The organism is Stenotrophomonas sp. HMSC10F07 (assembly GCF_001807895.1).
Classification (GTDB): Bacteria; Pseudomonadota; Gammaproteobacteria; order Xanthomonadales; family Xanthomonadaceae; genus Stenotrophomonas; species Stenotrophomonas sepilia.
Genome location: NZ_KV791336.1, coordinates 1 through 6,437, shown reverse-complemented (window position 1 = coordinate 6,437; position 6,437 = coordinate 1). Strand labels below are relative to the sequence as shown.

Annotated in this window: 6 protein-coding genes; 5 read left to right on the top strand and 1 reads right to left on the bottom strand. The window is 65.3% G+C overall.

Annotation, left to right across the window (positions count from 1 at the left end; translation table 11 throughout):
- Positions 1-491 precede the first annotated feature (491 nt).
- The 3 genes from HMPREF3114_RS03005 to HMPREF3114_RS02995 all read left to right on the top strand — a co-directional run bounded on the left by HMPREF3114_RS03005 (position 492) and on the right by HMPREF3114_RS02995 (position 2,851).
- The gene (locus tag HMPREF3114_RS03005; RefSeq protein WP_005418267.1) at positions 492-1,355 is read left to right on the top strand and encodes a pirin family protein; all 864 of its coding nucleotides are present in this window, start codon (positions 492-494) and stop codon (positions 1,353-1,355) included.
- A gap of 121 nt (positions 1,356-1,476) precedes the next feature.
- A complete protein-coding gene (gene aqpZ, locus HMPREF3114_RS03000) occupies positions 1,477-2,196 on the top strand; it encodes an aquaporin Z (RefSeq protein ID WP_053499691.1) in 720 nt (239 codons plus the stop codon).
- 196 nt (positions 2,197-2,392) lie between these two features.
- Complete coding sequence (locus HMPREF3114_RS02995) at positions 2,393-2,851, top strand: hypothetical protein (RefSeq protein ID WP_032954397.1); 459 nt, start codon at positions 2,393-2,395, stop codon at positions 2,849-2,851.
- Between the two features lie 128 nt (positions 2,852-2,979).
- Here HMPREF3114_RS02995 and HMPREF3114_RS02990 read toward each other — a convergent pair whose 3' ends face one another.
- A complete protein-coding gene (locus HMPREF3114_RS02990) occupies positions 2,980-3,831 on the bottom strand; it encodes a pirin family protein (protein WP_053499689.1) in 852 nt (283 codons plus the stop codon).
- 215 nt (positions 3,832-4,046) lie between these two features.
- Here HMPREF3114_RS02990 and HMPREF3114_RS02985 point away from each other — a divergent pair, with 215 nt between their 5' ends.
- Both HMPREF3114_RS02985 and HMPREF3114_RS02980 read left to right on the top strand, forming a co-directional pair.
- The gene (locus tag HMPREF3114_RS02985; protein WP_053499687.1) at positions 4,047-6,128 is read left to right on the top strand and encodes a carbon starvation CstA family protein; all 2,082 of its coding nucleotides are present in this window, start codon (positions 4,047-4,049) and stop codon (positions 6,126-6,128) included.
- Complete coding sequence (locus HMPREF3114_RS02980) at positions 6,128-6,352, top strand: YbdD/YjiX family protein (RefSeq protein WP_005410613.1); 225 nt, start codon at positions 6,128-6,130, stop codon at positions 6,350-6,352. The genes HMPREF3114_RS02985 and HMPREF3114_RS02980 overlap by 1 nt, the downstream gene beginning before the upstream one ends.
- Positions 6,353-6,437: the final 85 nt, after the last annotated feature.

The window sequence follows — 6,437 nt, the reverse complement described above, 5'->3', positions numbered from 1 at the left end:
GGCTTGGCCGCGGCATCCATGCCGCGGACACCCCGCACCCCGACACCGCCCCACCCCTGACAGTTTCCCGGTGACGGTGGGTGAACTGCGATGACTGGTAGGTGTCGACCTTGTTCAGCACGGATCATTACGAACTGGTGGGTGTCGACCTTGGTCGACACCAAGAGCGAAGCGACCGGCGTTTGATTTTGATTTTCTATTTTCTTCTCCGTGGCTGGACGCACACGGAAACTGTCAGAGGCCGGGCGGGTGGGTTGCGCAGGACCGTTGACGCCATGGATGGCGCCATCGAGCCCCCATGGATGGGTTTACGGCGTGTCCTGCGCAACCCAGCCGCCCGGCCAAGCGCGGCTTTTGCTTTACGCGACCAAGCAACCAGCCACGAGGGGCTGCGCCGTTGGCTGGAACACCCTGTTACCCATACGAGGCATGTCCCCGTCACAGCCGCATGCGATGCTGACCACCTGATCCCTGCCAGCGAGAACGCCCGCATGACCACCATCATCGCTCCGCGCGTGCACGACATCGGCGGCCTCGAAGTCCGCCGCGCCGTCCCCACCCTGCAGGCGCGCAGCATCGGCTCGTTCGTGTTCGTCGACCAGATGGGCCCGGCACTGATGCACCCCGGCACCGCCATCGACGTGCGCCCGCATCCGCATATCGGCCTGGCCACGGTTACCTATCTGTGGTCGGGCGCCATCGGCCACCGCGACACCCTGGGCTCGGATCAGGTGATTCGTCCCGGTGACGTCAACTGGATGACCGCCGGCCGCGGCATCGCCCATTCCGAACGCACGCCACAATCGGACCGCGACCATGACAACCCGATCCACGGCATGCAGACCTGGGTCGCGTTGCCGAAGTCGCATGAGGAAATCGAGCCGGCGTTCTATCACCATGCCGCTGCCACCCTGCCCGAGCAGCGCCGCAAGGGTGCCTGGCTTCGGGTGATCGCTGGCCGCGCCTATGGCGAGGAATCGCCGGTGAAAGTGTTCGCCGATACGCTCAATGTGGCGATCGATCTGGACCCGGACGCGGAAATCGACATCGACGACGGCCACCGCGAGCGCGCGTTGTACATCCTTGAGGGCGACGCGCAGTTGGATGGCGTGGACATTCCCGCACAGCACCTGGTCATCCCCGAAGCCGGCGCACGCGGCCGCCTGCGCGCAAAGACACCGGTGAAGGCGATGCTGTTCGGTGGCGAGCCGCTGGATGGCCCGCGCCACCTGTGGTGGAACTTCGTGTCCAGCTCGAAAGAGCGTATCGAGCAGGCGAAGCACGACTGGGAAGCCGGTCGCTTCGGCACCATCCCCGGCGACGACAAGGAGTTCATCCCGCTGCCGCAGTACTGAGCATCGCGTGTTGCACACATCCGAGGGTGTATTCCTGCACCTGGCGTTGACGCTACAGTCACCCGCTGATCATTGAAATGTGACATAAATCACACTTTCGACCGTCAAAGGAGTGCAACACATGAGCATGGGTAAACGCTTGTCCGCCGAGTTCCTCGGCACGTTCTGGCTGGTTCTGGGTGGCTGTGGCAGTGCAGTGCTGGCCGCCAAGTTCGGTGGTGACGGCAATCCGCTGGGTATCGGTTTCCTCGGCGTGGCGCTCGCCTTCGGCCTGACCGTGGTGACCGGCGCCTATGCGTTCGGCCATATCTCCGGTGCGCACTTCAATCCGGCGGTCAGCGTCGGCCTGTGGGCGGGTGGCCGCTTCCCGACCAAGGACCTGGTGCCGTACGTCATCGCCCAGGTTGCGGGTGGCCTGCTGGCCGGCTTCATCCTGCTGCAGATCGCCTCCGGCGCCAGTGGCTTCGCCATCGATGGCAGCCAGGCCGGAGCGTTCGCCAGCAATGGCTATGGCGCGCTGTCGCCCGGTGGTTACAGCGTGGCGGCGGCCTTCCTGTGCGAAGTGGTCCTGACCGCGGTGTTCCTGATCGTGATCATGGGCTCCACCCACGGCAAGGCACCGGCCGGGTTCGCCCCGCTGGCGATCGGCCTGTCGCTGACCCTGATCCACCTGATCAGCATCCCGGTCACCAACACGTCGGTGAACCCGGCCCGCTCCACGGCCGTTGCCTTCTTCGCCGGCAGCGGTGCGGTCAGCCAGTTGTGGCTGTTCTGGGTCGCCCCGTTGCTGGGCGGCGCGATCGGTGGCCTGATCTACAAGTGGATCGGCAACGACCGCTGATCCCCGCAGCAACCATTGCGGGCGGCCCTCGGCCGCAATGGTTGCGCTTGCAACCGCGAATTGTGCGATTGCTCACGTTCCGTTAAGGTTGAGTTGACCGTCCGTGCACATGCCGGATGGGGGGCGTCCGGGGATGGGATGCCATGGTCGCCGGCTCCGCTGGCGAAGCCAACCAATTCATCACCTTGGGGGATGCATGAAGTTCGTGCCTGTCATGTTGTCGAGCCTGCTTTTCGCTGCGGCCCACGCCGCCGCGCAGGCGCCGTCCGAATGTCCTTCGCTGCCGGCCAGCAGCGGTCTGCAGTGGCAGCAGCAGGTGCAGGCCGATTTCCTGGTCTGCCGCGCCAGCACCCCTGACGGCCGCGAAGTGCTGAGCCTGATGCTCAGCGCGCGTGACCCGTCCATTCCGCTGAACCGCTCGCTGCGGCAGGAAAAAGGCAGCTTCGGCGGTGAATCGCTGTACTGGTACCAGCCCGACCTGGGCGGCCAGCAACCGCCGGGGTATGCCGAACGGCGCATCAGCGTGGTCAAGCTCGACAAGGGGCGTTACGCGCAGATTTCGCTGTATCCGGACAGCGCGCAGGAGCTGGGGTCACTGCAACAGCTGGCGCAGGGCATGAGCCTGACCCCGTCGGCCGTGGCCGCCGGGCGCTGAGGATGACGGGGATGGCTGCCTGGCAGCATCCCCGCAGCGCGACCCCATCCAACGGTTGTGCCGGTCGCTGGCCGGCACCCCGATCCGCCTCCATGCGAGGCAGTTGCCGGCCAGCGGCCGGTACTACGTCAGAACTTGCCTTCCTGGAAATCGACGAAGGCCTGCATCAGTTCCTGCCGCGTGTTCATCACGAACGGCCCGTGGCGCATCACCGGTTCGCGCAGCGGACGGCCGGCCACCAGGATCAGGCGCGCGCCTTCATTGCCGGCCGAGATGTGCAACTGCTCGCCACCGCCCAGCACCGCCAGTTCCTGGCGGGCGACGTCGCGCGCGGCGTCCTGCTCACCCACGGTCACGCCACCTTCGAATACGTACGCAAAGGCGTTGTGCCCTTCCGGCAGCGCATAGGTCCAGGCACGGTCGGGCGCCAGCGTGATGTCGAGGTAGAGCGGGTCGGTGGCCGGTTGCACGATCGGGCCGCGGGTGCCATCGACCGTGCCAGCAATCACCTTCACCTCCACGCCCGCTTCCGGGTGCACCACCGGAATCCGCTCAGGCGCGAACTCCTGGTACTTCGGCTCGGTCATCTTCTCCTTCGCCGGCAGGTTCACCCACAGCTGGAAGCCACGCATCTGCCCGCTTTCCTGCTCGGGCATCTCCGAGTGCACCAGGCCGCGGCCAGCGGTCATCCACTGCACGCTGCCCGGGGTCAGCAGGCCTTCGTTGCCATGGTTGTCGCGATGCCGCATGCGCCCGTCGAGCATGTAGGTGACGGTCTCGAATCCGCGGTGCGGATGCTCCGGGAAACCGGCGATGTAGTCCTCGGCGCGGTCGGTGCCGAATTCATCGAGCAGCAGGAACGGATCGAGGTCGGGCAGCGTCGGGCCACCGATGACGCGGGTCAGGCGCACGCCGGCACCGTCGGAGGTGGGCATGCCACGGATGGTCCGCAGCACGCGGACCGGTTCGGGAAAGCTCATGGCGACTCCTGTTGGATGGATGCCACTGAAGATGGACGCCGCACGGCCACACGCCAATGGACGGCGCCGCAACCGATTGTTCCATCCCTGATGTTCGCTGCACGTCAGCACAACAAGCGTACGACCAAAGTACTACCGCCGATTCGTCCTGTGCCAATTGACCCTGTCGAGGGCACGCGGGACTCTTTGACTGTCTTTCCGGGAGAGAGCACCTCATGAAAGGGTTTTCCAAAATAGGCTGGGCGGTCCTCGCCCTGCTCGGCGCCTTCTGTCTGGGCACCGTGGCCCTGCGCCGCGGCGAACACATCAATGCGCTGTGGATCGTCGTCGCCGCGGTTTCGCTGTACCTGGTGGCCTACCGCTTCTACAGCCTGTTCATCGCCAACAAGGTGATGCAGCTGGATCCGACCCGGGCCACGCCGGCGGTGATCAACAACGATGGCCTGGACTACGTGCCGACCAACAAGCACGTATTGTTCGGCCACCACTTCGCCGCCATCGCCGGCGCCGGCCCGCTGGTCGGCCCGGTCCTGGCCGCGCAGATGGGCTACCTGCCTGGACTGCTGTGGCTGGTGGTGGGCGTGGTGCTGGCCGGTGCGGTGCAGGACTTCATGGTGCTGTTCCTGTCCAGCCGTCGCAACGGCCGTTCGCTGGGCGACCTGGTAAGAGAAGAGATGGGCCAGGTACCCGGCACCATCGCGTTGTTCGGTGCGTTCCTGATCATGATCATCATCCTGGCGGTGCTGGCGATGGTGGTGGTCAAGGCGCTGGCCGAAAGCCCGTGGGGCATGTTCACGGTAATCGCGACGATGCCTATCGCCATCCTGATGGGCGTGTACATGCGCTATATCCGCCCCGGCAAGATCGGCGAGATCTCGGTGGTCGGCCTGATCCTGCTGCTGGCCGCGATCTGGTACGGCGGCAAGGTCGCCGCCGACCCGGTGTGGGGCCCGGCGTTCACGTTCACTGGCACCCAGATCACCTGGATGCTGATCGGCTACGGCTTCGTCGCATCGGTGCTGCCGGTGTGGCTGTTGCTGGCCCCGCGCGACTACCTGTCGACCTTCCTCAAGATCGGCACGATCATCGCGCTGGCCGTCGGCATCCTGATCGTGATGCCGGAACTGAAGATGCCGGCGCTGACCCAGTTCGCCGCCAGTGGCGACGGCCCGGTGTGGAAGGGCGGCATGTTCCCGTTCCTGTTCATCACCATCGCCTGCGGTGCGGTCTCTGGTTTCCATGCGCTGATTTCCTCCGGCACCACGCCGAAGCTGCTGGCCAATGAAGCGCACATGCGCTACATCGGCTACGGCGGCATGCTGATGGAATCGTTCGTGGCGGTGATGGCACTGGTGGCCGCATCGATCATCGACCCGGGCATCTACTTCGCGATGAACAGCCCGGCCGCGGTGATCGGTGCCGATGCTGCGTCGGCGGCGCACTACATCACCAACACCTGGGGCTTCACCATCACGCCGGAGCAGCTGACCGCGACCGCGGCGGCGATCGGCGAGCCGACCATCCTGCATCGTGCAGGTGGCGCGCCGACACTGGCGGTGGGCATCGCGCAGATCCTGCACGAAGCAATCCCCAGTGGCAGCGACGCAATGATGGCGTTCTGGTACCACTTCGCGATCCTGTTCGAAGCATTGTTCATCCTGACCGCGGTGGACGCCGGCACCCGTGCTGGACGCTTCATGCTGCAGGACCTGCTGGGCAACTTCGTCCCGGCGCTGAAGAAGACCGAGTCGTGGACCGCCAACATCATCGGTACCGCCGGCTGCGTGGCGCTGTGGGGCTACCTGCTCTACACCGGTGTGGTCGATCCGTTCGGCGGCATCCAGACCCTGTGGCCGTTGTTCGGCATCTCCAACCAGATGCTGGCCGGTATCGCACTGATGCTGGGCACGGTAGTGCTGTTCAAGATGAAGCGCGACCGCTATGCGTGGGTCACTGCGGTACCGGCGGTGTGGCTGCTGATCTGCACCACCTATGCCGGCTTCATCAAGATCTTCGACAGCAACCCGGCGCAGGGTTTCCTGGCACAGGCACACAAGTTCCAGGCCGCGCTCGCCAGCGACACGATCACGGCGCCGGCCAAGTCGATGGCGCAGATGAAGCAGATCGTGGTCAACGCCTACGTCAATACCGGCCTGACCGCGCTGTTCCTGCTGGTGGTGGGCGCAGTCCTGGTGTATTCGATCAAGACCATCCTGGCGGCACGCCGCAATCCGCAGCGCAGCGACCGCGAGACCCCTTACGTGGCGCTGAAGCCGCATGAAATGGTGGATCTGTGATGAGTACGCAACTGGTTCCCGCCGGCCAGTACCAGGCGCACCGCCGCATCTGGCGGCGCCTGGTGCAGACCGCACGACTGTGCTGTGGCATTCCTGATTACGACAACTACGTCCGGCATATGCTGGAAAAGCATCCGGACCAGGAGCCGATGGACTACAAGACGTTCTTCCGCGAGCGCCAGGAAGCGCGCTACGGCGGACGCAATGGTGGCCGCTGCTGTTGAGGGCCGGGACGGCCTTTTAGCAGGCCAAAGAAGGCCGAGCGCGGGCTCGGCTCTACACGGGCAGAGCGGGTTCGCGGCGCACGCC